The sequence below is a fragment of the Massilia sp. Masssp93 genome (assembly GCF_059491295.1).
The window spans coordinates 2,171,874-2,196,796 of record NZ_CP168502.1 but is presented as its reverse complement, the minus strand read 5'-3'; the positions used below and the strand labels follow the sequence as shown (position 1 = coordinate 2,196,796).

General features: G+C 67.0%; 17 protein-coding genes, 1 tRNA gene and 1 pseudogene. 4 read left to right on the top strand and 15 right to left on the bottom strand.

Annotated features, from left to right (window positions below):
- Window positions 1–4: 4 nt before the first annotated feature.
- The gene (locus ACEN9Q_RS09185; protein ID WP_056445799.1) at window positions 5–1,711 is read right to left on the bottom strand and encodes a GspE/PulE family protein; all 1,707 of its coding nucleotides are present in this window, start codon (window positions 1,709–1,711) and stop codon (window positions 5–7) included.
- A 328-nt stretch (window positions 1,712–2,039) separates the two neighbouring features.
- Here ACEN9Q_RS09185 and ACEN9Q_RS09180 point away from each other — a divergent pair, with 328 nt between their 5' ends.
- Together ACEN9Q_RS09180 and ACEN9Q_RS09175 are read left to right on the top strand one after the other, a co-directional pair.
- Entirely contained in the window at window positions 2,040–6,542 is a 4,503-nt protein-coding gene (locus tag ACEN9Q_RS09180) for a PAS domain-containing protein (protein ID WP_495628147.1), read from the top strand.
- Window positions 6,539–7,471 (top strand): diguanylate cyclase domain-containing protein, encoded by a 933-nt coding sequence (locus ACEN9Q_RS09175; RefSeq protein ID WP_056445793.1) that lies wholly within the window; start codon window positions 6,539–6,541, stop codon window positions 7,469–7,471. Before ACEN9Q_RS09180 ends, ACEN9Q_RS09175 begins: the two co-directional genes overlap by 4 nt.
- A 123-nt stretch (window positions 7,472–7,594) precedes the next feature.
- On the opposite strand, the gene ACEN9Q_RS09170 is transcribed toward ACEN9Q_RS09175, so the two are convergent.
- Both ACEN9Q_RS09170 and ACEN9Q_RS09165 read right to left on the bottom strand, forming a co-directional pair.
- The gene (locus ACEN9Q_RS09170; protein ID WP_056445790.1) at window positions 7,595–8,062 is read right to left on the bottom strand and encodes a MaoC family dehydratase; all 468 of its coding nucleotides are present in this window, start codon (window positions 8,060–8,062) and stop codon (window positions 7,595–7,597) included.
- A complete protein-coding gene (locus ACEN9Q_RS09165; protein WP_056445786.1) occupies window positions 8,055–8,525 on the bottom strand; it encodes a MaoC family dehydratase in 471 nt (156 codons plus the stop codon). The genes ACEN9Q_RS09170 and ACEN9Q_RS09165 overlap by 8 nt, the downstream gene beginning before the upstream one ends.
- A 233-nt stretch (window positions 8,526–8,758) precedes the next feature.
- On the opposite strand from ACEN9Q_RS09165, the gene ACEN9Q_RS09160 reads away from it, so the two are divergent.
- Complete coding sequence (locus tag ACEN9Q_RS09160) at window positions 8,759–9,937, top strand: IS110 family RNA-guided transposase (RefSeq protein WP_056436183.1); 1,179 nt, start codon at window positions 8,759–8,761, stop codon at window positions 9,935–9,937.
- 8 nt (window positions 9,938–9,945) lie between these two features.
- Here ACEN9Q_RS09160 and ACEN9Q_RS09155 read toward each other — a convergent pair.
- From ACEN9Q_RS09155 to ACEN9Q_RS09110, 10 genes and pseudogenes are all read right to left on the bottom strand, one after another.
- Window positions 9,946–11,111 (bottom strand): annotated as a pseudogene (locus ACEN9Q_RS09155) (acyl-CoA dehydrogenase family protein).
- A gap of 8 nt (window positions 11,112–11,119) precedes the next feature.
- A complete protein-coding gene (locus ACEN9Q_RS09150; protein WP_495628146.1) occupies window positions 11,120–12,322 on the bottom strand; it encodes an acyl-CoA dehydrogenase family protein in 1,203 nt (400 codons plus the stop codon).
- Between the two features lie 147 nt (window positions 12,323–12,469).
- Window positions 12,470–13,276 (bottom strand): PEP-CTERM sorting domain-containing protein, encoded by an 807-nt coding sequence (locus ACEN9Q_RS09145; RefSeq protein ID WP_495628145.1) that lies wholly within the window; start codon window positions 13,274–13,276, stop codon window positions 12,470–12,472.
- Between the two features lie 188 nt (window positions 13,277–13,464).
- On the bottom strand, window positions 13,465–15,729 hold the full coding sequence (locus tag ACEN9Q_RS09140; protein WP_495628144.1) for a carboxy terminal-processing peptidase: 2,265 nt from the start codon (window positions 15,727–15,729) through the stop codon (window positions 13,465–13,467).
- Between the two features lie 167 nt (window positions 15,730–15,896).
- Entirely contained in the window at window positions 15,897–16,457 is a 561-nt protein-coding gene (locus tag ACEN9Q_RS09135; protein WP_056445762.1) for a hypothetical protein, read from the bottom strand.
- 12 nt (window positions 16,458–16,469) lie between these two features.
- Entirely contained in the window at window positions 16,470–17,021 is a 552-nt protein-coding gene (locus ACEN9Q_RS09130; RefSeq protein ID WP_056445759.1) for a thymidine kinase, read from the bottom strand.
- Window positions 17,022–17,108: 87 nt separating this feature from the next.
- The gene (locus ACEN9Q_RS09125) at window positions 17,109–17,729 is read right to left on the bottom strand and encodes a PEP-CTERM sorting domain-containing protein (protein ID WP_495628143.1); all 621 of its coding nucleotides are present in this window, start codon (window positions 17,727–17,729) and stop codon (window positions 17,109–17,111) included.
- A gap of 151 nt (window positions 17,730–17,880) precedes the next feature.
- Window positions 17,881–18,510, bottom strand: a complete 630-nt coding sequence (locus ACEN9Q_RS09120) for a PEP-CTERM sorting domain-containing protein (protein WP_495628142.1) — start codon at window positions 18,508–18,510, stop codon at window positions 17,881–17,883.
- Window positions 18,511–18,642: 132 nt separating this feature from the next.
- Window positions 18,643–20,895, bottom strand: a complete 2,253-nt coding sequence (locus tag ACEN9Q_RS09115; protein WP_495628141.1) for a penicillin acylase family protein — start codon at window positions 20,893–20,895, stop codon at window positions 18,643–18,645.
- A 16-nt stretch (window positions 20,896–20,911) separates the two neighbouring features.
- Entirely contained in the window at window positions 20,912–21,718 is an 807-nt protein-coding gene (locus tag ACEN9Q_RS09110; RefSeq protein ID WP_495628140.1) for a hypothetical protein, read from the bottom strand.
- Between the two features lie 176 nt (window positions 21,719–21,894).
- On the opposite strand from ACEN9Q_RS09110, the gene ACEN9Q_RS09105 reads away from it, so the two are divergent.
- A tRNA-Leu gene (locus ACEN9Q_RS09105) sits at window positions 21,895–21,981 on the top strand.
- 145 nt (window positions 21,982–22,126) lie between these two features.
- Here the strand turns inward: ACEN9Q_RS09105 and ACEN9Q_RS09100 are convergent.
- Together ACEN9Q_RS09100 and ACEN9Q_RS09095 are read right to left on the bottom strand one after the other, a co-directional pair.
- Window positions 22,127–23,209 (bottom strand): glycoside hydrolase family 62 protein, encoded by a 1,083-nt coding sequence (locus ACEN9Q_RS09100; RefSeq protein ID WP_495628139.1) that lies wholly within the window; start codon window positions 23,207–23,209, stop codon window positions 22,127–22,129.
- A gap of 119 nt (window positions 23,210–23,328) precedes the next feature.
- Entirely contained in the window at window positions 23,329–24,861 is a 1,533-nt protein-coding gene (locus ACEN9Q_RS09095; RefSeq protein WP_495628138.1) for an alpha-L-fucosidase, read from the bottom strand.
- Window positions 24,862–24,923 lie beyond the last annotated feature (62 nt).

Genomic DNA, 24,923 nt, shown 5'->3' with positions numbered 1-24,923 from the left:
CTTATCAGTCGTCCATCTGGTTACTGATGCGCATGGCTTCCGCGACCGTCGTGCGGCCCTGGATCGCCAGCCGCACGCCGCTGCGGCGCAGCGTCTCGCCGCGCATCTCGGCATGCGCCACTTTCAGGAAGTGCCCGGGGTCCGGATGGTTGGCGGCCTCGTTGACGGCGCGCGTCATCTCCAGCAGTTCGTACACGCCGGTCCGTCCGCGGTAGCCCGTGCCGTTGCAGTGCGAGCAGCCGCGCCCGTGGAAGAACGGCACCGTCTCGGCGCGGTCCCCCAGTTCGGCGCGCAGCCAGGCGCGCTCCGGCGCCGGCAGCGGGTACGGCTCCGAGCAGCTTTCGCAGATCACGCGCACGAGACGCTGCGCCAGCACGGCCTGCAGCGAGCCGCTCACCATGTAGCGCGGGACGCCCATGTCCATCAGGCGCAGCGGGGTCGATGCGGCGTCGTTCGTGTGCAAGGTCGACAACACGAGGTGGCCCGTCATGGCGGCGCGCAGGCCGATCTGCGCCGTCTCCTGGTCGCGCATCTCGCCGACCAGCACGATGTCCGGGTCCTGGCGCAGCGCGGAGCGCAGCACGCGCGCGAAATTCAGCTCGATCTTGTCGTTGACCTGCACCTGGTTGATGCCGGACAGCCGGTATTCGATCGGGTCCTCGACCGTGATCAGCTTCTTCTCCACCGAGTTCAGCTCGGCCAGCGCGCTGTACAGCGTGGTCGTCTTGCCGGAACCCGTCGGCCCGGTCACGAGCACGAGCCCGTTCGGGCGCTGGACGATGGCCCGGAAGCGCTCGACCAGCGCGGCCGGCATGCCGATCGCATCCAGGCGCAACGTGGTGCCGACCTGGTTCAACAGACGCATGACGACGGATTCGCCGTACTGCGTGGGCATGGTCGAGATACGGACGTCGATGCGCTGGTTGCGCACCTTGACGGCGAAGCGGCCGTCCTGCGGCAGGCGCTTTTCCGAGATGTCGAGGTCCGCCATCAGCTTCAGGCGCAGCGCCAGCGGCGTCGCGATCTTGATGTCGGCCTCGGTCTGCAGGTGCAGCACGCCGTCGATGCGGAAGCGGATCTGCAGGCGGCCGTCCTGCGGTTCGATGTGGATGTCCGATGCGCGCACCTGGGCGGCATCGTCGAACACCGACTGCAGCAGCTTGACGACCGGCGCTTCTTCCAGCCCGGAGTTGGCGGACAGCGCGCCGAAGTCGACCGACGTCGTGTCGCCCAGGTCCTGTTCCAGTTCGCGCGCGAGGCCCGTGATCTCGCCCGTGCGGCGGTAGATGCGGTCGATCGCCTGCAGCACTTCCGTCTCGTTGACGACGGCCAGTTCGACGCCCTTCTTCAGCAGGCGCGCGATCTCGTCGTAGGCAAACAGGTCGGTCGGGTCGGAGACGCCGACGAGCACCGTGTCGGCGCGGTCTTCCAGCACCAGCGCCCGGAAGCGGCGCGCCTGCGTTTCCGGCAGCAGGCGCACGACGTCCTGGTTGATGTTGTAGAACTTGAGGTTGAGGTAGGGGATGCCGAGCTGGCGCGCGAGCGCGCCGGAAATCTGCTCTTCCGTGACGAAGCCGCTCTCGACGAACACGCGGCCCAGCTTGCGGCCGCTGCGCTTCTGGTCGGCCAGGGCCTGGTTCAGCTGGTCTTCCGACAGCAGCTTTTGTTGCACCAGGATTTCGCCAAGTCGGACTTTTTCGGGCCGCGCCATACCACCTCTTCGATCAATGTAGGACTAGTCCTGCATTGTATGTCACAGGAACGAAAAATTAACCTAGAGAATGACTTTACGTAACGCAAAACGTATCGTCGGCGCGACTCCATGCCTATCCGGCATGCCAGGCAAGAAACAGTGTTGTCAAAATTCGGGGTCAGAGCCCTGTTTCGATCAATTGCCACGAATCGGGCTCTGACCCCGAATTTACGGGTTGCGGGACAGGAATCGTGTTGTCGGCATCAAGGGGGTTTGCCGCTCGCGCCTGCTGGGCTACCATGTCTTATGGCGCCGCGTCGGCTGCGCACCCTTCGCGGAGCTTGCAGTGCAGTTGTTACAACGTCGTTCGCTACCTTCCATTCGCGCCAAGCTGGTGACGCTCGTGCTGGCGTGCGCCCTGCCGATCCTGATCGGCTACCTCGTATTCGCCACCGACGCCGACAAGCGCGAACGGGCCCACATCGCCGAGGATGCCGAAATGATCGCGCGCGCGCTGGCGGCGGCCGTCGACCGCGACCTCGCCAACGGCGAAACCGCGGCGCGCACCCTGGCCAACCAGGCCAACCTGGCGAACGGCGACCTGGCCGCCTTCCACACGGCCGCGCGCCGGCTGCTGCGGCCCGAATTCCCCGCCTACGCCGTCGCCGTCAGCGCGCCGGACGGCACCGTGCTGCTGGACACGCGCCACACGCTCGGCAGCGTCCTGCCCCCGCGCGGCAACGAAGCGGACGTGCGCACCGTGTTCAATACGGGCGACACGGTCACGTCGGGCCTGCACCGCGGCGACGCCACGCAGCCATGGGTGATTTCGGTCGCGGTGCCGGTCTGGCGCGGCGGCAAGGTCGCGTATGCGCTGACCGTCGAGCTGCGCCCGCGCCGCCTGCAGGAACTGCTGGCGAACCAGAACCTGCCGCCGCACTGGACCGCCCTCGTGTTCGACAACCACCGCAAGCTCGTCGCGTTCCGCGGGCACACGCTGCACGCGATCAGCGACACCATGCGTCCGGAACTGGCGCGGGCGCTGGCCAACCGGCCGCTCGGCCTCGTCGAGCTGCTCGACCACGGGCCGCAGCCGATGTACGCGGCCTATGCGCGCACGCTCGGGCACGACTGGGCCGTGGCGATCGGCTTCCCGCGCCACGCGGCGCGCGAGATCCTCGGCCCCGATCCCGCCACCACGCTCGCGTGGATCGCCGTCATGCTGGCCATCAGCCTCGGCGCCGCCTGGCGCATCGGCGACTCGATCGCGCGCTCGGTGCGGGCCCTGACCGAGCCGGCGGCGGCGCTCGGGCGCGGCGAGGCGCTCGTCATTCCGCCGCTGGCGATCCGCGAGGCGGCGACCGTCGCGCGCGCGCTGGGCAAGGTCGAGGGCGAATTGCAGCAGTACCGCGCCGGCCTCGAATCGCTCGTGGCCGAGCGCACCAACGAGCTGCAGCGCTCCTCCGCGATGCTGGCCACCGTGTATGCCACGGCGCCCGTCGGCCTGGCCTTCGTCGACCGCAGCCTCAAGGTCGTCATGATCAACGACTACCTGGCGGCCGTGAACGCGCTGCCGGCCAGCGCCCACGTCGGCCGCACATTCCCCGAGCTGCTGGGCGAACGGGGCGTCCACATCGAGAAGCCGTACCGCCAGGTGCTGGCATCGGGGCGGCCGCTGATCGAGGTCGAGGACAGCGGCGACACCCCCGCGCAACCGGGCGTGATGCGCCACTGGATCTGCAGCTACTACCCCGTGTACGGCCCGGAGCGCGAGCTGGTCGGCATCAACGCCGTCGTGCTCGACATCACGGAGCGCAAGCGCCAGGAACAGCGCAACCGCGACAACGAGGAGCTGTTCCGCACCCTGTTCGAAGGGTCGGGCGACGCCCACGTGCTGATCGCCTACGGGGCCGGCTTCCTCAGCGCCAACCAGGCCGCGATCGACCTGTTCGGCTGCGCCGGCGCGGACGAATTCCTCGCGATGGCGCCGGCCAGCAGCTCGCCCGAACTGCAGCCGAACGGGCGCCGCTCGGACGACATGTGGAACGAGGCGATGCGGCGCGCACTCGACACGGGCGGCAGCCGCTTCGAATGGATCTACCGGCGCCGCGACGGCTCGCAGTTCCACGCCGACGTGCTGCTCAACAGCGTCGACATCGGCGGCCGCGGCATCGTGCAGGGCACCATCCGCGACATCAGCGCCCGCGTGGAGACGGCCGCCGCGCTGCGCGCCGCCAGCCGCCGGCTGGAAGAAAGCGAACGCATGATCCGTACCGTGACGGACCACCTGCCCGCGCTCGTCGGCTACTGGGACGCGGACATGCGCTGCCGCTTCGCGAACAAGCCCTATTGCGACTGGCTCGAGCGTTCCTCCTCCGACATCGTCGGCCGCCACATGCGCGAGCTCGTCGACGAGGAACAGATCGCGGAAGTGCAGACCTACCTCGACGGCGTCCTGCGCGGCGAGCGCCAGTTCTTCGAACGCAGGCTGCACCGCAAGGGCTCCGGCAAGGTGATCCAGGCGTGGGGCAGCTACATCCCCGACATCGATCCGGACGGGCGGGTGCAGGGTTTCTACATGCTGCATGCCGACATCACGGAACTGAAACGCACGCAGTCGCGCCTGGAGGAAGCGCTGCACGCGGCCGAAGCGGCCAGCAGCGCCAAGGGCGAATTCCTCGCCAACATGAGCCACGAGATCCGCACGCCGATGAACGCCGTCATCGCCCTCGCGCGCCTGCTCGAGGAGGCCGACCTGGGCCGGCGCGAGCGCGGCTACGTGGCGCGCATGCAGATGGCCGCGAAGTCGCTGCTGTCGATGCTGAACGACGTGCTCGATTATTCGAAGGTGGAAGCGGGTCAGCTGGTGCTCGAGCAGACCCCGTTCGCGCTGGACGACGTCCTGTCCAGCATCGCCGCGATGTCCGCGACGGGCGCCTGGAACAAGGGCATCGAGCCCGTGTTCGCGGTCCATCCCGACGTGCCGGCCCGCCTCGTGGGCGACCCGATGCGGCTCGGCCAGGTGCTGCTCAACCTCGTCAGCAACGCGATCAAGTTCACGGAGCGGGGCGAAGTCGTACTGGCGATCGACCCGGTGGGCCGCGACGGCGACCGGATCGCGCTCGGCTTCACCGTGCGCGACAGCGGCATCGGCATCGCGCCCGAGCAGCAGCAGCGCATGTTCGAGGCGTTCTCGCAGGCCGACACCTCCACGAGCCGCAAGTACGGCGGCACGGGCCTGGGCCTGGCGATCAGCCGGCGCCTCGTGCGCCTGATGGGCGGCGAGCTGCGGGTGGACAGCGCGCCGGGCCGGGGCGCCACGTTCCGCTTCGCCGCCTCGTTCGGCACCGCGCCGGACGCCGCGGCGCCGGTCCATCAAGCGAATGCGCCGCTGCGCGTGCTGGTGGCGGACGACAATGCGAGCAGCCGCGCCGCGCTGGCCGGGCTGCTCGCGGCGCGCGGGTGGCACGTCGCGACGGCCGCCAGCGGCGCCGACACGCTGGCGCTGCTGCGTGCCGAAGGACCGTTCGACGTCGCGTTCATCGACAGCGTGCTGGGCGACCTGGACGGCGCCTCCGTGATCGCCTTCGCGCGCGCCGACCGGGCCATCGCCCTGCCCCGCTGCGCGCTGCTGGCCGCCGATCCGGAGCGCGAACGCGTCGATGCGGTGGCGGCCGACCTGCGCATCGACGCCGTGCTCGCGAAACCGTTCACGCCGGGCGCGCTGGCCGACGTGCTGGCGGAACTGCACAGCGGCGCCCCGGCGCCGGCCCCGCACCGCACGGCGCCGCTCGGCGGGCGCCTCGCCGGCATGCGCGTGCTCGTCGTCGAAGACAATCTGCTCAACCAGGAAGTGGCGAACTACGTGCTCGTGCACGCCGGCGCCAGCGTCGATTTCGCGGCGAACGGCCGCATCGCCGTCAGCATGCTGGGCGAACATTCGGCCGGCAATGCGGCGGCCCAGTACGACGCCGTGCTGATGGACTTGCAGATGCCCGTGATGGACGGTTTCGAAGCGACGGCCGCGATCCGCGCGATGGGCCTCGACCGCCTGCCCGTGATCGCGATGACGGCCAACGCCCTCGACGAGGACCGCCGCCGCGCCCGCGCCGCCGGCATGAGCGACTACCTCGCAAAGCCGATCGACGTGGACGAACTGGTGGACATGCTGAGCCGCCTCACGGGCCGCCCGGCGGCGCCCGCGCCCGACGCCGCCGACGCCGCCGGCACCGCACCGGCGTCCGGACCGGCCGCGCCGGCCAACCAGCCCGGCATCGACCTGAAGGCGACGCTGCCCCGCTTCGGCGGCAGTTTCGCCAGCTTCGCCGCCCTGTTCAAGCGCTTCGAAAGTTCGCAGGGCGGCGCCGTGTCCGACATCCGGGCCCTGCTCGACGCGGGCGACCGCACAGCCGCGGGCCAGGCCGCGCACCGCCTGCGCGGCGTGGCCGCCAACCTGGGCGCGACGGACGTGGCCGGGCAGGCGCTGGAACTGGAGCGGGCGCTGCGCAGCGAGGACGCCGCGGCGCTCGCGCTGCGCCTGGCCCGCCTCGAGGCGGCCCTGCGGATCGTGCTGGACGCGGCGCGCGACCTCCCGGCCCCGCAACCGGCGGACGCGGCACCGGCACAGGCGGAAGATAGCGCTACCTTGCGGCGCGAGTTGGCGCAGCTGCTCGATTTGCTCCACAATAACAACATGAAAGCGATGGCGCAGTTCGAGACGCTGCGTCCCGCCCTCGCCCGGCTGGAGCCCGGCGCCGTGGCGCCGCTGGCGGACGCGGTGGCGACGCTGCGCTTCGAAGAGGCGGCGCAGCTGGTGCGCGCGCTACTGGACACGAAGGAGGATGCATGAGCTGGACCGACATGGCCTTGAACGGCCGCATCCTGGTGGTCGACGATGCGATGGAAAACATCCAGATCCTGCACGGCGCCCTGCAGGACGAGCACGAAGTCCTGTTCGCGCTGGACGGTCCGCGCGCGCTCGACATCGCCCGCACCCAGCAGCCCGACCTGATCCTGCTGGACGCCGTCATGCCGGGCATGGACGGTTATGCCGTCTGCAAGGAGCTCCTCGCGGCGCCCGAGACGAGCGACATCCCCGTGATCTTCGTGACCGCGCTGAAGTCGCCCGAGGACGAGACGCGCGCGCTGGGCGCCGGCGCCGCCGACTTCATCAGCAAGCCCGTGAACGCGGCCGTCGTGCGGGCGCGCGTGCGCACCCAGCTCACCGTCAAGCGCCAGCGCGACGCCTTGCGCGCCCTGATCCTCACCGACGCGCTGACGGGCGTGGCCAACCGCCGCGCCTTCGACGAACGCCTCGACGCCGAATGGCGCCGCTGCGGGCGCGCCGGCCTGCCGGTGGCGCTGATCCTGGTCGACATCGACCATTTCAAGCTGTACAACGACCACTATGGCCACCAGGCCGGCGACGCGACCCTGATGCAGTTCGCCGCGGCGATGCGCCGCGCCGCCGCGCGCACGCAAGACCTCGTGGCCCGCTACGGCGGCGAGGAATTCGCGGTCCTGCTGCCGCAGCTGGACAGCCGCGGCGCCACCGGCGTGGCGCACCGGCTCATGGCGGAACTGGAGCATCTGGGCATCCCGCACGAGGCCTCGCCGACGGCCGCTTACCTGACGGCCAGCATGGGCATCGCGTGCATGGTGCCGGGCGAGCACAGTCTCCCGGCCGACCTGATCCAGGTCGCGGACGCCCTGCTCTACCAGGCCAAGGCCGAGGGCCGCAACCGCTTCCGCCTCGGCGGCGCGGAATGCATCGGTTGATACCCGAAACCGTACCCGGCTTCGCTCCCGCGCAGGCGGCCGCGCGCGACCTGCACGCGTCGCGACGGCGCGCGCAACTTGGGTCCCCGCCTGCGCGGGGACGACGATTCGCAGATCGCGGTCTCAGGCGTAGCGGCGCACGAGGAATTCGGCCACGCAGACCGGCTTCGTGCCGCCCTCGCGTTCGACCGTCACGGCCAGCGTGAGCTGGCTGGACCCCGCTTCTTCGTCCAGCGCCGCCAGCACGATCGCCCCGCGCACACGGCTGCCGGCCGGCACCGGCGCGGGAAAGCGCACCTTGTTCAGCCCATAGTTCACGACGAGCTTCGCATCGACCATCACGAGCACGTCGGCCAGCATCGACGGCAGCAGCGACAGCGTGAGGAAGCCGTGCGCCACGGTCGTGCCGAACGGCGATTCGCGCGCGCTGCGGTCCGGGTCGACGTGGATCCACTGGTGGTCGTCGGTGGCGTCGGCGAACGTGGCGATGCGCTCCTGGCCGACCTCGAACCAGCGCGAGCGGCCGAGCTCCGTGCCCACGAGGGCCTTCAGCGCATCCAGCCCGCTCACTTCGTGCAATGCCTTAGCCATCGCGCGCCTCCCCGCCGGGCCGGCGCCCGAACATGCCCATGCCCTCGACCGTGCACACGGTCTCGCCATGCTGGTTGATGGCGACCCACTTCGACCAGACGACGCCGCGGTCAGGCTTGGACGCCGACGCCTTCACCTGCACGGTCCGGTAGCGCACGTTCAGCGTGTCGCCCGCGCGCACGGGCGCGAGCCAGCGCACGCCATCCAGGCCGGGCGAGCCCATGCTCGACGATCTGCCGAGCAGCCCGTCGACGACGAGGCGCATCATCATGCCGCACGTGTGCCAGCCGCTGGCGATGACGCCGCCGTAGATCGAGTGCGCGGCCGCATCCCGGTCGACGTGGAACGGCTGCGGATCGTAGTCGCGCGCGAACGCGACGATCTCCTCTTCCGTGACGGTGCGCAGGCCCAGGTCGATGTCCTGGCCCGGCTCGAAATCCTCGAAATACCAATACGCCTTCATGCGGCCCTACCTTTCTCAGTACCGTGCAAACGGTGCCGAATGTCGATTGTCCAAGATTGCGTCCGGCTGCGGACGGGGATGGTTTTCATGCTGGCTGCCATCGATGGCTCAGGAGGCACATCCCCCCGTTCCGCTATTTCCTGTTGACCGCTGATTAGGCTATGCGAGCGATCGCTGTGTAGGGCGAGGCAGGCAATCAGGAAAGGCTGAGCCACGTAAAAGGGAGGCCACTGATGAGCACGTTTGTCGGTATTGATATTGCCAAGGAAATCCATTGGGCCTGTGCGGTTGATTCCGTTGGCAGGGTAGTGTTGAACCGGAAGGTGATGAATACGCCCGTCGATTTGACCCTGCTGGTCGAGGAGTTGAGCAAGCTTGCCCAGCCCTGCCGGGTGGGCATTGATGTGCTGGGCGGGATTGCAGCCTTTGCCCAGGCGGTGTTGCTGCACGCCGGCGTCGAGCTGGTCCATATCCCGGGCCTGGCGGTCAACCGTGCCCGCCAAGGAACGGTCGGCGGCGAAGCGAAAAGCGATCCGCGTGATGCCCGCGTCATTGCCGACCAGGTCCGGACGCGGAGCGACTTGCGCCCAGTCGTGGCTGAGACTGAACTGGACATTGAAATCCGTTTGCTGGTGTCGCACCGGGCCGACCTGACGCAGGAGCAGACCCGCCGCATCGCGCGCATGCATGATTTGCTGGTCGGTATTTTTCCTGAACTTGAACACCGGATCGACATGACGACGAAGATGGGTTTGCGCCTGCTGGCCTGCGCTGTCACGCCGGAAGAGTTTCGAACTCTGAGCCTGAGCGATTTGCTGACGGCGTTGGGTTCGACCGGCAAGCGCACCTGTGGGCAAGAGCTGGCGATGGCTGCGCGGGCGGCGGCACTGCGGCAAGCTACCGTCGTGCCGGGCAGCCGTACCGTGGGCCGGTTGATCAAGGAACTGGCCGAGGAGTCTCTCGCAGCCGTCGCCAGACTTGACCGGATCGACGGCGAACTCGAAGAATTGTTGCGACGCCACCCTGACGCGGCCCTCATCCGCAGCCTGCCCGGGATGGGGGCCATCATGACGGCGGAATTCATCGCCGAGGTTGGGCAGATCAGCCGCTTTCGATCCGGCGACGCGCTGGCCGCTGCAGCCGGCCTCGCGCCCGTGCTCAAACAATCCGGCAAGACGCGTTGGCTCAAGCGCCCGCTGGGCGGCAACAAGGGGCTCAAACGCGTCTTCTATCAATCCGCCTTCGCGTCCCTGCGATGTCCCGCCAGCCGCCAGTTCTACGACCGAAAACGGCGCGAGGGCAAGCGCCATCATCAGGCCATCATCGCGCTGGCGCGCCGGCGTGTGAACGTCCTGTGGGCCATGCTCACCTACCGCCGCCCCTTCGATCCAACGCCCACCGAGTTTGCTTGACAAAGACATTAGGCTGCCTCCCCGTCGAGGAAGCCCGGCTGCGCGATGAAGCGGGCCAGGTGATGGTCGCAATCGCCCAGGGTCAGTTCGAACGTCGACAGGCGCTTGAAATAATGCGACGCCGGCAGCTCGTCCGTCACGCCCATGCCGCCGTGCAGCTGGACCGCCTGCTGGCCGACGAAGCGCGCGGCCTGGCCCACGCGGTACTTGGCGGCCGAGACCGCGCGGCGGCGCTCCGCCGCGCTGCTGCCGCCGGCCTCGCGTGCGTCTTCCGCGACGCGCACGGCCGCCAGCAGCGCCATCGAACGGGCCTGCTCCAGGTGCACGTACATGTCGGCCATGCGGTGCTGCAGCGCCTGGAATTTGCCGATCGGGACGCCGAACTGCTGGCGCGTCTTGAGGTAGTCGAGCGTCGCGCCGAACAGGGCGTCCATCGCGCCGAGCGCCTCGGCGCACAGCAGGGCCGCACCGTAATCGGCCGCCGCTTCCATGATGTCCCAGCCGGCGTCCGCCGTGCCGATCACGGCGGCGGCGTCCACGCGCACGTCGCGCAGCAGCACGTCGCGGCGCGCTGGCCGTCCAGCATGCGCACGTCCCGCGTGACGACGCCCGGCGCATCCGCCGCGACCGCGAACAGCGTGATGCCCGCCTCGTCGCGCTGGCCGCCGGCGCTGCGCGCCGACACGACCAGCACGCCGGCCTGGGCGCCGTGCAGCACGACCTTCTTTTCGCCGTCGAGGCGCCAGCCGTCCCCGTCGCGGACGGCGCGCGTGGCGATGTCGCGCAGGTCGTGGCGGGACTGGCGTTCGCCCAGCGCGCACGCCAGCTTCAGCGCGCCGCCCGCGACGCGGTCCAGCAGCTCACCGTGCGCGCCGCCGCGGCGCAGGAACTCGGCGCCCAGCATCGTCGCGACATACGGTTCGACGACGAGGCCGCGGCCCAGCTCCTGCATGACGACGAACATGTCGACCGCGTCGCCGTCGAAGCCGCCGTGCGCTTCCGGCAGCGGGAGCGCCGTCAGGCCCAGTTCGGCGAGCGTGCCCCAGGCGGCGTCCGACACGCCCGCGGGCGAACCGACGATCGCGCGGCGGGCGTCGAACGTATAGTCGCGTGCGATCCAGCGCTTGAGGGCATCGGCCAGTTGCAGTTGCTCTTCCTTGAAGTTGAAGTCCATGTCTTTCCTCACAGGCCCAGGATCATCTGGGAGATGATGTTGCGTTGGATCTCGTTCGATCCGCCGTAGATCGACGTCTTGCGGACATTGAAGTAATGCGGCAGCAGCGGCGCGGCGAAGTCGTCGTCGATGGCGCTGTGTTCGCGCGCGCCGTCGAGATAGGCCGGATCGAACGGCAGCGCCAGCGGGCCGGCCGCCTCGACCATCAGCTCCGACAGCCGCTGCTGGATCTCGGTGCCGCGCACCTTGAGCACGGATGCTTCCGGGCCCGGCGCCTTGTGGGCGTCGGCCAGCACGCGCAGCACGGTCATCTCGAGCGCCATGAGTTCGATCTCCAGGTCGGCGACTTTCGCCGCGAACAGCGGGTCGTTCAGCAACGGCCGGCCATCCTTCTGCTCGCGCCGCGCCAATGCCTTCAACCGGGCCAGTTCGCGCTTGGACCGGCCCACGGCCGCGATGCCGGTGCGCTCGTGGCCCAGCAAATACTTGGCATAGGTCCAGCCCTTGTTTTCCTGGCCGACGAGGTTAGACACCGGCACGCGCACATTGTCGAAAAAGACCTCGTTCACTTCGTGGTCTTCATCCAGCATGATGATCGGGCGCACGGTGACGCCGGGCGCATGCATGTCGATCAGCAGGAAGGAGATGCCCTCCTGCTTGCGCACGCCGGGGTCGGTACGGACGAGGCAGAAGATCATGTCGGCGTGCTGGGCCAATGTGGTCCACGTCTTCTGGCCGTTCACCACGTAGTGATCGCCGCCGCCGTCCCGCTCAAGGACGGCCGTCGTCTTCAGTGACGCGAGGTCGGACCCGGCGCCCGGCTCGGAATAGCCCTGGCACCACCAGTCCTCGCACGCCAGGATGCGCGGCAGGTAGTAGTCCTTCTGGGCCTGGCTGCCGAACGCCATGATCACCGGCGCGACCATGTTCACGCCGAACGGCAGCACGGGCGGCGTGCCGGCGCGGGCGCATTCCTCGTCGAAGATGTGGCGCTGCACGGGCGTCCAGCCCGGCCCGCCGTACTCGCGCGGCCAGCCGGGCGCGGCCCAGCCCTGGCGCGCCAGGATCCTGTGCCAGCGGACGTAGTCGTCCTTGTGCAGGCGCAGGTGGTGTTGAACCTTGTGGCGCAGGTCGGCCGGCAACTCGGCCTCGAGGAAGGCGCGTACCTGGTCGCGGAAAGCCAGGTCGTCGCCGGTGTAGGTCAGGTCCATGTTGTCTCCTTTGTGTGCCGGCCAAAAAAGCACGACCGTTCAAAAGATTGTACCTGAAATCACCGGGCGATAAAGAGGGGGCCTCCCAAAAGCATCGCCCCCGCACGGGGCGGGGGCGACGAATGCGTGATGACTGCGAACCGCGGATCAGTGCTTGCGGCGACGCACGACACCCATCGCGCCCAGCATGCCGGCCAGCATCAGGGCGATCGACGACGGTTCCGGTACGGCGGCGGCCGCCGGCAGGCTCACCGGCAAGCCGGCGCCGATGCCGGTATCGAACCCGCCGTCGCCGGCATCCTGGGCCGGCACCGGCAGCTCGACGATCGCGCCGCCCGTCTGCCCGCCGGCGGCCGGCGTGATCACCGTGGCGCCATTGCCCGAATTGCCATAATTGCCCGACGGCGCCCCGTCGACGCTGTTGCCCACGTCGGTCGGTCCGCCGCCTTTGGTGGACCCGCCGCCAGCGGCCGCGCCGCCGCCGGACGAACCGCCGCCGCCGCCGGATGCTCCGCCGCCTCCGCCGGATGCTCCGCTGCTGCCGCTGCTGCCCGCTCCACCCAGCTGACCCGGCGTGACGACCTTGCCGTCGCTGGTGGACACCACGGACATGCCGTTACCCAGCATCGCCGCGAGCTTGGCGTTGCTGGTGCTCAGCAGATACGTGCCTTCGATACCCTGCGAGTACGACAATTTGACTTCCGTACCGGTCTGCCCGACGCTTGCGCTCGCCTTTTGATACAACGCCTCGGCGAGGTTACCGCTGCCATAGGCCGCGCCGCCGACCAGGCTGACGCCGTTCGCCAGCACCCCGGAACCGACGACATCCGCGCCGTTGCCGCCGGTCCATCCGGACAGGAAACCCGATTGGGCCGCTGCCGAGACCACTTCCGCTTGCGCCCCGCACGCGCTTCCGAACAGGAGAGCCGCCGCGATGAGGTAACGAGTTGACATAATGAACTCCTTGCTCAGTGTGAAAAGTTATTCTTAATTTAACTGCTGAGCCAATGTATCACAGCTGCAAAAATCACAATTTTCAATTGAACGGCATAAAAAAAGGCGAGGCCCCATGGGGAGCCTCGCCTTCGGTCATTCTTTCCGGGTGAAAACCCGGAAATTTCTACAAAATAATTAACAATTCATTAGTTACTATTCTGTTTCAACATTGACAAGTACGGCATGGCGCGCGATGCCATCCGGGTGTCCGCCTTCAGCATGCCGGCCTCGTCGGCCAGGATGTGTGCCGCTTCCTGCAGATAGACGTCCTTGGCGTTCTTGGCGGCCTTCTCGGCGGCCAGTTCGGCCGTCAGGCTGCGCTCGTCGCCCTGCAGGCCGTCGTCGGCGCCCGCCGCGCCTTTCAGCACGACATTCGTCTTCTTCGGGCTCGTCGGCGACGGCACCTTGCCGCGCTGCTCCTTGCTGCCCGGACCCGCGACCGGCTCATCCGGATTGTCCTTGCCGGCCAGGCGCGATTCGCGCAGGCGCGCCTTGGCTTCCTGGTTCTCGCGCTCCTTGCGGCGCACCGCTTCGTTGAGCGAGATGACGTTGTCCTTGCGCAGCTTGAGGGCTTCGGCGATGTCCTGCTCGATGTCCAGGAAGTCGCGGTCCTTGGCGACGCGCGCGTCATGCTTCTTCTGCAGCGGATTGAACAGCTCCTTCAGGTCGCCGGACGGCATATAGGTCGCCGGCTTGATCTGCACCCACGGCAACGCGTTCTCGTACGACTGCTCGCCGAAGTTGTCGTCATCCGACGTCACCGGGAACTTGATGTCCGGCGTGACGCCGCGCAACTGCGTCGTGCCGCCGTTGATGCGGAAGAACTGGGCGATCGTCATTTTCAGCTCGCCGTACTTCAGCTTGTCGTTCTGCGAGAAGCGGTCGAGGTTGATCAGCGTCTGCACGGTGCCCTTGCCGAAGCTCGGCTCGCCGATGATGATGCCGCGGCCATAGTCCTGGATCGCGGCGGCGAAGATCTCCGACGCCGATGCAGAACCGCGGTTGATCAGCACGCCCATCGGACCGTCCCAGGCCAGGCCGGCATCCGTGTCGCTCTCGACCTCGACGCGGCCTTCCGCGCTGCGCTGCTGCACGACCGGGCCCTTGTCGATGAACAGGCCGGTCAGTTCGACGGCCTCGATCAGCGAACCGCCGCCGTTGTTGCGCAGGTCGATCAGGACGTTGTCGACCTTCTCCTTCTTGAGTTCGCCAAGGATGCGCTTCACGTCGCGGGTGGCGCTCTTGAAGTCCTTGTCGCCCTTGCGGCGCGCCTCGAAGTCCTGGTAGAAGGTCGGCAGCTGGATCACGCCGATGCGGCGCTTCACGCCGTTGTCGGTGACCTCGATGATCTTCTTCTTGGCCGACTGCTCTTCCATGCTGATCTTCTGGCGCACGAGCGAGATGGTCGTGTGCTTGCCGTCCTGGCCGACGTCGGCCGGCAGCACGTCGAGGCGGACCGTCGAATTGCGTTCGCCGCGCACGAGCTGCACGACGTCGTCGATGCGCCAGCCCATCACGTCCGTGAACGGGCCGTTGCCCTGCGCGACGCCGACGATGCGGTCGCCCACCTTCAGCTTGCCGGACTTGTCGGCCGGGCCGCCGGGGACGACTTCGCGGATCACGGTGTAGTCCTCGCGCGACTGCAGCACGGCGCCGATGCCGTCCAGCGACAGGCGCATGGCGATGTCGAAGTTCTCGGCCGAGCGCGGGCCCAGGTAGTTCGTGTGCGGCTCGATCGCCATCGCGTACGCGTTCATGAACATCTGGAACACGTCTTCGTTGTTCAGCTTCTTGAGGCGGCTCTGGTAGCCCTCGTAGCGCTTGTCCAGCGTCTCGCGGATCGACTTGTCGTCCTTGCCGGCCAGCTTGAGGCGCAGCCAGTCGTTCTTGACGCGCTTGCGCCACAGGTCCTTCGCTTCGTCCTCGTTCTTTGCCCACGCGGCCTTCTCGCGGTCGATCTGCAGCGTCTCGTCCGTGTTGAAATCGAACTTGCCCTTCAACAGCTCACGGGCGTACGCCATGCGGTCGAAGAAACGCTGCTGGTACACGTTGTAGATCTGGAAAGGCACCGTCAGGTCTTCGTTGTTGATCGCATCGTCCAGCTTGTTGCGCACGGGTGCGAAGCCGTCGATGTCGGCCTGGGTGAAGTACAGCTTTTCGCTGTCGAGCGCCTTGAAGTAGGCGTCGAAGATCTTCGCGGACATCGCGTCGTCGAGCGGCATCGCCTTGTAGTGGTAGCGCGCGAGCACGCGCGACGCCCACAGGGCCGCCTGGGTCTGGGCGACGGATGGCTTGAGCTGGACGATGGCGGCCTTGTCGGTCTGGACGGTGGCGACCTTTTCCGGCTGCGCCGTGACCACGTGGGCCGACATGGCAAACGCCAGCGCGACCATCAACATCTGCTTCTTCATTCTATAGGTTCTCCGGACGGGATATTCAATGGCGACTGCCAGGCGGGAGGGCTGACGGTCGCGCCGACGCAGCGGCGGATGCGACCCATTCTACAGGATAGCGCAGCGGCGCAGAGCCGGCTTGTACGCGTTTCAGCCGAGCTTAAGTCTTGACGGCGGCCGCGCGCCTACGCTTTTACAAATCGAAACAAACTGGTCTGAAACCAGCACAGGGCAAGGCCGGCCGCCGCGATGATCAACAGATAAGGCCAGCTGCGCAGCGCCAGCTTCCAGTCGACGGGCGACGGCCAGAACGACAGGAACTGCGGCGCCAGCAGCAGGGTCAACGCCAGGTCGGCCGGGCCGAAGTGCCAGGCCGCGCGGGTGCGCCACCACGCGACGCCCAACGGCACGAGCAGCACCAGGAACGGTGCCAGCGCCGCCGGCGCCGCGTTATACCAGCGCAGGTTGGCAAACGACACCGACCCCAGCTCCCAGGTGCGGCCGTTGCGGCGCGGGATGATGGTAAAACCGACCGGATCCGCGCCGAGCAGCAGCCCGACGGCGAAATGCGCCAGCTCGTGGCAAAACGTGCCGACCGCGCTGAACAGGAAAAAGACGGGGTGCGCCCTGGTGACCATCCAGATCAGGAATGCCAGCGCCAGCGAGGGCGCGAGGTACAGCGCAATCTCGCCCAGGCCGCAGGCCCAGGCGGGCAGATGGGCGAGGCAACCTGCCGGCCAGGACATGGTCGTGCCGCGTCAGCCCAGGTAGAAACAGCGGCCGCAGGCCTGGCGGTAGCTTTCGTTGCCGCCAATGCTGACCTGCTCGCCTTCGCGGATGCGGCGCCCCTCGGCGTCGACCCGGATGTTCATCGTCGCCTTCTTGCCGCACGTGCAGATGTTCTTGATTTCCTCGATGTCGTCGGCCAGCGCCAGCAGGTAGGCCGAGCCGGGGAACGGGTCGCCGCGGAAATCGCTGCGCAGGCCGTAGCAGATCACGGGCACGCCCCGCACCTGGGCCAGCTGGTGCAGCTGCACGACCTGTTCCCGCGTCAGAAACTGGGCTTCGTCGACCAGGACGCAGGCCACCGCAGGCGCGTCGTCCAGGAAGTTCGTGCGCGGGTCGAACACGTCGGTCTGGCGCTGCGGGCCCAGGCGCGACGTGATCTGGCCGACGCCGTAGCGGTCGTCGATGGCGGCGGTGTACAACCGGACCTTCTGGCCCTGCTCTTCGTAGTTGTGTGCCACTTGCAGCAGCGACGTCGATTTGCCGGCGTTCATCGCCGAATACCTGAAATAGAGTTTTGCCACTGCCCTGCCCCGCCCTGGAATGCCGTTGTACGATCCGGCGATTATAGCAATCCGGCATGCGGCGGCGCCAGGGTGGGCCGGGCGGCGTCAGCGCCGCCGCCGCGCGGCCAGGCCGAACAATCCCAGTCCGGCCAGCAGCATGCCGTAGGTGGCGGGCTCGGGCACGGCCAGCATCACGTTGTTGGCCGTCGGCCAATAGCTGCCGTTCGCCTGCAGCGTGACCGACTCCAGCGCGCTCGTCGAGACGAAGCCGAGGAACGACGTCTCCGTGGCGCCGTCCAGCGTATAGCTCAGCGTGTCGCCATCGCTCGCGGTCAAGGTCAGGCTGCCGGACGGGAGGAATTGCCCGGCGATGTCGGACGCGAAGAACTGGCCGCCGAACGCGCTCACGCCGCCGGAGAAATTACTGAAAACAATGGTGTCGGCCTGCGTATTGTTCGACAGCCAGTAATCGCCCGGTCCGCCGGCACCCCACAACGCGCCGTACGAATACGCCTGGTAGTCGTAGCTACCGGCGTTGCGGAGCAGCGTGTCGCCATATTGCTGCACGCGCAGGTCGTCATAGGTGTCGATGCCCGGCGCGGACACGGCGGACATGAAGTCGGCCGCATTCGTGTAGACATGGATGTCCGCACGGGCCGCGCCCGCGGCGCACAGCAGGACAGCCAGGCATAGGTGTTTCAGGGACAGCGGATATTGGGTACGCACATTGTTCTCCGAGGTTAGTCGATGGGATGACCCGGCGGGCCGGCCCCAAGTACATACCCGTGCCGCATTCGATGCAATCTGAATGACCGTGCATTCGCAGCCGTCTTGTGCTGCGTATATAGATGAGTGTGGAAGATGCGCGCGGATGGCCTCAGCCGCGGCGCCGGCGCGCCACCAGGCCCAGCAGGCCGATGCCCGTCAGCATCATGCCGTAGGTGACAGGTTCCGGCACCGCGAGCACGACGTTGTTCGCCGTCGGCCAGTACGCGCCGCCGTCCGTGACCAGGGTCACGGAAGACAGGGGCGACGTCGACACGAAACCGACGAACGAGGACGTCGTCGCACCCGTGACGTCATAGGTGAGCGTGCCGCCGTCGGCGGCCGTCAGCACGACGTTGCCGTCCACGAACTGGCCGGCAACGTCCGACGCGAAGAACTGGCCGCCGAAGGCGCTCACCCCGCCGGTGAAGTTCGAGAACACGATGGGGTTGTCGCGGGTATTGTTCGACAGCCAGAAATCCGTCGGACCGCCGGCGCCCCAGATGCCGGTGTCGGAATACGCCTGGTAGTTGTAGGCGGCGGCCGTACGAAAGACCGTGTCGCCGTACGGTGCGATGGTGAGGTCGTCGAAGGTATCGACGGCGGGCGCCGAGACGGCGCTCAGGAAGTCGCTCTGGGACGTGTAAACCGTGATGCCCGCCTGGGCACCGGCCGCGGCGCACAACATGGCGGCAAGGCACAGCGGTTTCAGCAAATACAACGGCAGCGATTGGATACGCACGATGCACTCCTTGGTTGGTTGGACAGCCGTGTGGCGACCACCAGTAAATCGGAAAATGCAAACTGCATACTTGTCGAAAGCGGTATTTACACCCGGGTTTGCGGTGCGTATAAAGTGCGCGCCCCAGGCTGCTCATTCGCCAGGGTGATATTTGCGCTCGAGATGTTTTTCGATGTCTGCCCTGGTGTAGAGGACGTCCTTGAATTCGCCGCGGCTGTACATCGCGGCCTGGTCCGTGAAATGGGGCGACGCCGGATCGCCGCTCTCGCCACCGGCCAGGATGCTCTTCGCGCGCACGTGCGGGCCGAATTCGACGGCCGCGACGAAGCTGTTGCCGCGGTCGCCATAGATGCGCTTCGTCGTCTGCCGCGCCGTCATGCCGAACGAGGCCAGCGAACCCCAGTTCGCCGACGTGAAGCCGACCGGCAGGCTCGGTCTGGCGTCGTCGTACTGCTGGTCGACGGCGCCGGACAGCCTCTGGAAACGGTTGATCTCGCCCCACGGCGTCTTCCAGCTGCCGAAGTCGGCCTGCAATTTGTCGCTCGCGCGCGCCAGCGCGTCGAGGCGCTCCTGCGGGTGCAAGGCCGTCTGCACGAAGTCGATCACCGGCATCCCATGCGCCTTCGCGCGGACCGACGCTTCCCTGACCATGTCCTGGCCCCAGTACACGGCCAGCGACGTCGCCACGGACGCCGTCGAAAAGCGCAGGTCCCACCCGCGCAGCAACGCCACCTGGCCGGCCAGCCGCGCCTTCAGCGGAGCGCCGTCCGGCAGCGCGTCCCAATCCCTCACCACGCTCGGGACGAGCGGCTCGAACGCCGTCAGATAGCTGTCGTAGGCCTTGGCGATGAGGCCGTCGAGCGTCAGCTCGTGCGCATCGTGCAGCACGCGTTCGGCGTGGATGCCGCGCGGATTCTGCGGCAGCGACCACATATAGCGCGGATACGCCGAGCAATCCGGGCTGCTCGCGCCGAATCCCGTGCAGGGCCAGTTGTTCGTGTTCGAGACATACCCGCTTTCGGGGTTGAACACGGTGATCGTCTCCTTGACGTCGTGCAGACCGTGCCACTCGGTCGCCGGATCGCTGCCGTCGACCGGTTTCGTCCAGTCGAAGCGCGGATCGCGGCGCGGGATGAAATTGCCGTGGAAGTAGGCGATATTCCCGTCGGCGTCCGCATACACCGTGTTGTTCGACGAATTCGTGCGCAACGCCATGACCTTGTAGAACGCCGCGTAGTCGCGTGCCTTCGTGCGCCCGTACGACTGCATCAGCGCGTGCACCGGATCTGCCATCATGCGCACGGCCACCCACTTGCCGTCCTGCGCGCGGATCACGGGCCCGTGGTGCGTGAAGTACGCCGTGACCGTGCGGGTCGCCAAGCCGTGCGCCGTGCGGTACGGCAGCGTGACGGTCTTCTCGCGTACCGTGCGTTCGGCGGCGCCGTACTTGTAGACATAGGTGCCGTCGCGCCGTGTCACCGTTTCCAGGTACTCGTCGATGACGTCGCCGCCGCCCGACGTGTGCATCCAGCCGATCCGGTCGTTGAAGCCCTGGTAGATGAAGAACTGGCCCCAGGTGACGGCGCCGTACGCGTTCAGGCCCTCCTCGCTGACCATGTGGATCTCGGGGCGGAAGTAGAACGACGTGTGCGGATTGATCAGCAGCAGCGCGTGGCCGCCAGCCGTGCGCCGCGGCGCGATGGCGAAGCCGTTCGATCCCTGCGGCTCGGGGTCGAACCCCTTGCCCGCCCCGCCCAGGTCAACCAGGTCGGCCAGCGCGACCGGCGCCGCCATCTGCCTGCCGTAGAACGCCTCCAGCCCTTTCAGGTCGATGGTCTCGATGTCGCCGCCGATGCTGCCCTCGCTGAACGCCAGCGCCATCCACGGCTCGAAGCGCACGAGCAGCTTCGGTTTCACTTGCGGATGCGTGACGAGATACCAGTTCAGGCCATCCGCATACGCATCCATCAGCTTCCTGAGCCAGGCCGGACTCGCCGCATACTTCGCCTTCATGTCGGCGGGGTCGATGTACAGCTTCATGCGCAGGTCGCGCCAGATCTCCTTCTCGCCCTCCACTTCGGCCAGCCGCCCCAGCGCATTGATGTAATTGAGCTCGACGCGGTTGAAGTCGTCCTCGGCCTGGGCGAACAGCATGCCGAACACGGCATCGGCGTCCGTCTTGCCGAACACGTGCGGGATGCCCCACTTGTCGCGCATAATCGTCACGCGCCGCGCCGCCGCCCGCATGCGCGCCAGCTCGGCCGGCGCGAAGGCCGCACGGACCGTCGCGGCGACAGGCGCCGGGGCGGCGGCAAACGCGGGCTGCGCCAGCGCGAACAACGCGGCGCAGGCGACGGCGACCGGGGTCGGGCGGGACATCGTCATGGCCGCTCCTCGCGGGTCAGGCGGCGCCGAGCGCAGCCAGCTTTTGCCGCAGCACTTCGTTTTCCGTCATCAAGGTGGCGACGCGGTCCTTGAGTTCACCGACCTGGCTGCGCAAAGCCTTGACCTGGTCTTCCGGCGAATCCGGCACGGTGTCCTTCTTCGGCTTCGCGCCCGCCTTCTGCTCGCGCACCTGGCGCGCGGCCTGCTGCAATTCCTTGCGGCCGCCGGCGACGGCGGCGACCTGCGCATCCGGCGGCAGCGACGCGACGCTGGCGGCCGCGCTGACCGAAATCGTCCCGCTGCGCACGGCGTCGACCAGTTCCGGCGCCGCCGTCTTGCGGATGCGCTCGATTTGGCTCAGCGTGTTCGCGGACACGCGCGCGGCCTTGGCCACGTCCTCGCGCGTGCTCCAGGGCGGGTCGGACGGATCGTCGGCCGCTTCCTGCGGCGCCGCTTCCGGCGCGGCGTCCGCCGGCTGCTGCGCGGCGCGCTGGGCGGCGCGCGCGGCGACGATTTCCTTCTTGCGCAGCGCGAGCATGCCGCGCTGGAAATCGGACACGCTGCGGCGCGCGAGATTATTGTCGATCACCCACAGCATGACGTCTTCGAGCGAGTCGAACTTGTCGTTGGCGACGGTGCGGAACGGGATGTCGTGCTTGCGGCAGATGTCGTAGCGGTTATGCCCGTCGATCAGCACGTCGCGCCACAGCACGAGCGCATCGCGGCAACCGTCGGCCAGCAGGCTGCGTTCGAGCGCCGCGTATTCGACGGGCGTGAGGGGATCGATGAAAGAGCGGAGTTCTTCGTTGATCGTGATATTCAATGGTTTTCCTTGCGTGGTCCTGCCGCGGCGGCGACGGCCGCGGCGTATCGCCCCGCATGCTACACCATGCGGGCCCCCGGTTGAAGGGAACGCCACAGCCGCAGGCCCGCGCCCGAGCCGTCAACATTGCATTTTCGACCCTGACCGGGTCCGACTGTGCTAGAATCCTGCGCGCTGCCCGGATGGTGAAACTGGTAGACACCCGGGACTTAAAATCCCGTGCCAGCGATGGCGTGCCGGTTCGATCCCGGCTCCGGGCACCACTTTTTCAGTCACACCGTCTCCAGGTGCAGCAATTCCCCTGCCCGCCCGCCGAGATCGAGGGCTTCGATCGGCCTGGTCCGTCTCGGCCCTCCCCCGCTTGTCGGCCTACCCGACTATCACGGCGATTCACATCGATGCGCCGGGTTAGCGGCAGAGTGCGCTCACCGGATTCCCCCCTTGCGCCGTGATGACGCCCAGGCGATACGGGATCTTGATGTAGTCGTCCGTATGCACTGCCGGGTCATTGCCCTGGAAGAGATATGCGAGCGGCCGGCAAGGATCGATTGTCATCGTCTGATCCGTGTTCGTCCGGATCATTTCACCGTGCGAGACACCTTCCGACCAGGCCTGCGCGACGTTATCGCGGCTGGCGAACGCGTTCATCGGCGCGGACGAGAACGGCTCCCATTTCCCGTCCAGGCGATCGCTCTTCCAGATGCGGAAATAGCGCCCTTTCGGTGAAACTGCCTCGACAAGGGTGATGTACGTGTGCGTGCCGGCAATCTTGTAGGTATTGCTGGCCTCGAACAGGTCCCCCGCTTTTTCGGCCATGACGACGACAGTATTATGGAAGCCATTCGGGAACCGGCCGATATCGGTTTCCGACCGCAGCAGACGCCCACCATCATCGGTATTGAACAGATAGCATTTTGCGTCGTCGCAGATCACCCAGAAATCCAGCCAGGCATTGCCTTGCGGTTGCTTGACGACCTCGGGCACGACGGGAAAGAACGGTCTCGGCGCGCTCCAGGACATCGGATCGCCGATATCGTCCGACGTCGAATAAAGGGGATCGCCGCCCTGGTAGACGAGATACCATTTTTTCTGCGGCGCAAAATAGAACACTTGAGGCGCGGCGCGATACCCCGGTCCCATCGCGGATTTGTCGAGCGGGACGATTTTCGCCGACGATGCATCCGACCACTTGGCAAAGCTCGTGTACCCGAGCCCCCAGCCGGCCGACCCGGCAGTGGTCATGAATACGTGATATCGGCCGTTCGCGTAGACGATCGATGGATCTTTCACGGCATAGATCGTCTGCGTCGGATCCGGTTGCGGCGATATGAGCGGCGCGCTCGAGGTCCACGCAAACGACGTGCTGGCGGGCGCAATCCGGATAGCGGCCCGGCCGTCCGGCGACGTCACCGTGACAGGACCCGCAGGTGCGGCGCATGCAGCGCCGCTCAAGGCGGCCAGCACCGCCAATGTCATCATTCGTGTGTTCATGTAACCGTCTCCGCTTGTTCCGTGTTTCCGATGCAACCGTCGATTGTATTCTATATATTCAATGCGACAGGGCTCGGAAATGCACGTTTTTCGCGAATCCGGCTAATAAATTTGTCCGATCAGAACCCGATCCTGAAACTGGACGCGATTGCCGTCGGCATGGCGGCCGGCAGTTCGATCACGAGCGCGTCGTCCTGCTGCTTCCAGCGCAGCGGCTCGCTCGCACCCACCAGCGACACCGATTTGACCGGCCGCGTTTCCAGTCCCGCACGCGCGCCGAGCGAGGCGATGCGCACCTGCCCCTTCGGCTCGCCCAGCGTGATGGCGTACAGCGCGCCGTCCCTGGTGGTGAAGCGGATATCGCGGGCCGTATAGCCGGCGTTTTCCTTGAACGCGCCGCCCTCCGTCTTCGTCGGGCCTTCGCCGAACGTCTTCCACGGCCGGGTACCATAGATCGCTTCGCCGTTGACCTTGATCCAGGCAGCCATCTCGTCGAGGAATTGGCGCGACTCGGGCGGCAGGCTGCCATCCGGATACTGCACCACGTTGAGGAGCAGGTTGCCGTTCTTGCTGACGATATCCGCCAGCATGGTCACGACGTCCTGCGTCGTCTTGTACTTGTAGCCCTCGCTGTAGAACCAGTCGCCCATCGAGGTGTCGGTCTGCCACGGCAGCGGCTGGATACTGTTCATGACACCGCGTTCGACGTCCTGCACGCCGGCCTTGCGGAGAAATTCGCCGGAGCCGATGTCCTTGTGGTTGTACACGGCCTCCAGCTTGCCGTGTGTCTTGATGTTGTCGTTATAGAAATTGGCGACCAGGGTCCTGCCGGTCTCGCCGAACGGGATGCCGCCGTCGGTATACAGCAGGTCGGGCTTGTAATGCGTTACCAGGTCGGTCACGCGGTTGTACCATTCCTGGTGAAAGGCCGTGTTCTTCGTGTACCACTTCGACCCGCCGCCAAAGAGTTCGTCGTGCGGCGTGTGGTACAGGTCCGCGTACTTCGGATCGGCGCCGTCATAGGGTACGCCCAGCTCCGGAAAGACCTCGTCGTGCCCATGGCTGGTGCCGAACCAGCCATAGCTTGCCCCCAGGTGCTCGGACACGCCGAAGCGCAGCCCGGCCTTGACGGCCGCCTTCTGCCAGGCGCCGACGATATCCCGATGCGGCCCCATCTTGACGGCATTCCAGCGGTGGTACTTCGAATCCCACAGGTCGAAATTGTCATGGTGGACGCCCATGCTGACGAAATATTTCGCGCCAGCCTTGGCGTACAGGGCCATCAGGGCGTCCGGATCGAACTTCTCGGCCTTCCACAACGGAATGATGTCCTTGTAGCCGAACTTGGACGGGTGGCCATACGTCTTGAGGTGATGCTCGTACTGCGCCGTGCCGTAGACGTACATATTGCGCGCGTACCAGTCGCCGGCACGCGGCACCGCCTGCGGTCCCCAATGGGCCCAGATGCCGAACTTGGCGTCACGGAACCACGCGGGCGTTTCATACTTGTTCAAGGAAGCTGGGTCGGCGGTAAATGGTCCCGCGACATGGGTCAGCTTGACGGGCGGGCCGGCATTCTCGGAAGCGGACACCAATGGACTGCCGAGCAAACTGCACAGGGCGAAGGTGGAGGTAAGCGCACGGCGGATCATCGAATCTCCTTGGTTTTTAATATATAAGAAACTTTCGAGAGTATAGATGTTCCGTTCGTGCC

Excerpts from the sequence above, each read along its gene's own strand:
- ACEN9Q_RS09145 (WP_495628145.1), bottom strand. The coding sequence starts at position 13,276 with ATGTCAACTCGTTACCTCATCGCGGCGGCTCTCCTGTTCGGAAGCGCG.
- ACEN9Q_RS09150 (WP_495628146.1), bottom strand. The coding sequence starts at position 12,322 with ATGGACCTGACCTACACCGGCGACGACCTGGCTTTCCGCGACCAGGTA.
- ACEN9Q_RS09100 (WP_495628139.1), bottom strand. The coding sequence starts at position 23,209 with ATGAACACACGAATGATGACATTGGCGGTGCTGGCCGCCTTGAGCGGC.
- ACEN9Q_RS09170 (WP_056445790.1), bottom strand. The coding sequence starts at position 8,062 with ATGGCTAAGGCATTGCACGAAGTGAGCGGGCTGGATGCGCTGAAGGCC.
- ACEN9Q_RS09185 (WP_056445799.1), bottom strand. The coding sequence starts at position 1,711 with ATGGCGCGGCCCGAAAAAGTCCGACTTGGCGAAATCCTGGTGCAACAA.
- ACEN9Q_RS09115 (WP_495628141.1), bottom strand. The coding sequence starts at position 20,895 with ATGACGATGTCCCGCCCGACCCCGGTCGCCGTCGCCTGCGCCGCGTTG.
- ACEN9Q_RS09165 (WP_056445786.1), bottom strand. The coding sequence starts at position 8,525 with ATGAAGGCGTATTGGTATTTCGAGGATTTCGAGCCGGGCCAGGACATC.
- ACEN9Q_RS09095 (WP_495628138.1), bottom strand. The coding sequence starts at position 24,861 with ATGATCCGCCGTGCGCTTACCTCCACCTTCGCCCTGTGCAGTTTGCTC.
- ACEN9Q_RS09175 (WP_056445793.1), top strand. The coding sequence starts at position 6,539 with ATGAGCTGGACCGACATGGCCTTGAACGGCCGCATCCTGGTGGTCGAC.
- ACEN9Q_RS09135 (WP_056445762.1), bottom strand. The coding sequence starts at position 16,457 with ATGTCCTGGCCGGCAGGTTGCCTCGCCCATCTGCCCGCCTGGGCCTGC.
- ACEN9Q_RS09160 (WP_056436183.1), top strand. The coding sequence starts at position 8,759 with ATGAGCACGTTTGTCGGTATTGATATTGCCAAGGAAATCCATTGGGCC.
- ACEN9Q_RS09140 (WP_495628144.1), bottom strand. The coding sequence starts at position 15,729 with ATGAAGAAGCAGATGTTGATGGTCGCGCTGGCGTTTGCCATGTCGGCC.